Source organism: Pseudomonas juntendi (genome assembly GCF_009932375.1).
GTDB lineage: Bacteria > Pseudomonadota > Gammaproteobacteria > Pseudomonadales > Pseudomonadaceae > Aquipseudomonas > Aquipseudomonas juntendi.
Genome location: NZ_BLJG01000352.1, coordinates 1 through 1345, shown reverse-complemented (window position 1 = coordinate 1345; position 1345 = coordinate 1). Strand labels below are relative to the sequence as shown.

The 1345-nt window shown below is 69.1% G+C and carries 1 protein-coding gene; it reads left to right on the top strand.

Annotated elements, in window-relative coordinates; genetic code table 11:
- A partial coding sequence (locus GYA94_RS25860; protein WP_161893379.1) for a condensation domain-containing protein occupies positions 1 to 1345 on the top strand: 1345 nt, incomplete at both ends.

The window sequence follows — 1345 nt, the reverse complement described above, 5'->3', positions numbered from 1 at the left end:
GCCATCGACGTGACCCACTGGACCTGCCGCGAGGAGGGGCGGGACAGCGTGCCGATCGGCGCGCCGATCGCCAACCTGGCCTGCTACATCCTCGATGCCGAGCTGCAACCGGTGCCGGTGGGGGTGCTGGGCGAGCTGTACCTGGCCGGCGCAGGCCTGGCGCGCGGTTACCACCGCCGCCCGGGGCTGACTGCCGAGCGTTTCGCCGTGAGCCCATACGGCAATGGCGAGCGCATGTACCGCACCGGTGACCTGGCGCGCTACCGCGCGGATGGGGTGATCGAGTACGCCGGGCGTATCGACCACCAGGTCAAGCTGCGTGGCCTGCGCATCGAGCTGGGCGAGATCGAGGCGCGTCTGCTGGAGCACGACCTGGTGCGTGAAGCCGTGGTGACGGTGCCGGACGGCAAGCAGCTGGTCGGTTATGTGGTGCTGGCCGGCGAGGCCGCCGATTGGCAGGCACAACTGGCCGAGCACCTGCGCCGCGGCCTGCCGGACTACATGGTGCCGAACCAGTGGCTGGCACTGGACAGCCTGCCGCTGTCGCCCAACGGCAAGCTCGACCGCAAGGCCTTGCCTGCCGTGGATGCTGCCCTTGTGCAAAAGGTCTACGAGGCCCCGGCCAATGCGCGTGAGCACCGCCTGGCCGCAGTCTGGGCTGATGTGCTGCGCCTTGAACGGGTCGGGGTGAACGACAACTTCTTCGAGCTTGGAGGCGATTCCATTGTCTCGATTCAGGTCGTCGGACGTGCGCGCCAGCAGGGCCTTCACTTCACGCCCAAGGAGCTGTTCCAGCACCAGACCGTGCGCGGCCTGGCAGCGGTGCTGCGCGAAGGCGAGGGCGCGGTGAAGGCCGAGCAGGGGCCGCAGGTCGGGGGTATGCCGTTGCTGCCGTTCCAGCAGTGGTTCTTCGCCCAGCGCATGAGCGAGCCGCAGCACTGGAACCAGTCGTTGTTGCTGCGCGGCACCGAAACGGTGGATGCCGCCGCATTGGAGCAGGCGCTGCTGGCACTGTACGCCCAGCACGACGCCCTGCGCCTGCGCTTTGCCGACGGCAGCGCCGAGCACGGTCCGCTGCAACCGGCCCAGCCGTTGCTGTGGCGTGCCGCACTGCGCAGCGCCGAGGAAATCGAGGCGACCTGCGAAGAGGCCCAGCGTAGCCTGGACCTGGCCCAGGGCCCGCTGTTGCGTGCGGTGCTGATCGAGCTGGCAGACGGTGGCCAGCGCCTGCTGCTGGTGATCCACCACCTGGTGGTCGATGGCGTGTCCTGGCGCGTGCTGCTGGAAGACCTGCACGATGCCTACCGCCAGGCCCTGGCGGGCAGTACGCCGAAACTGCCGGCCA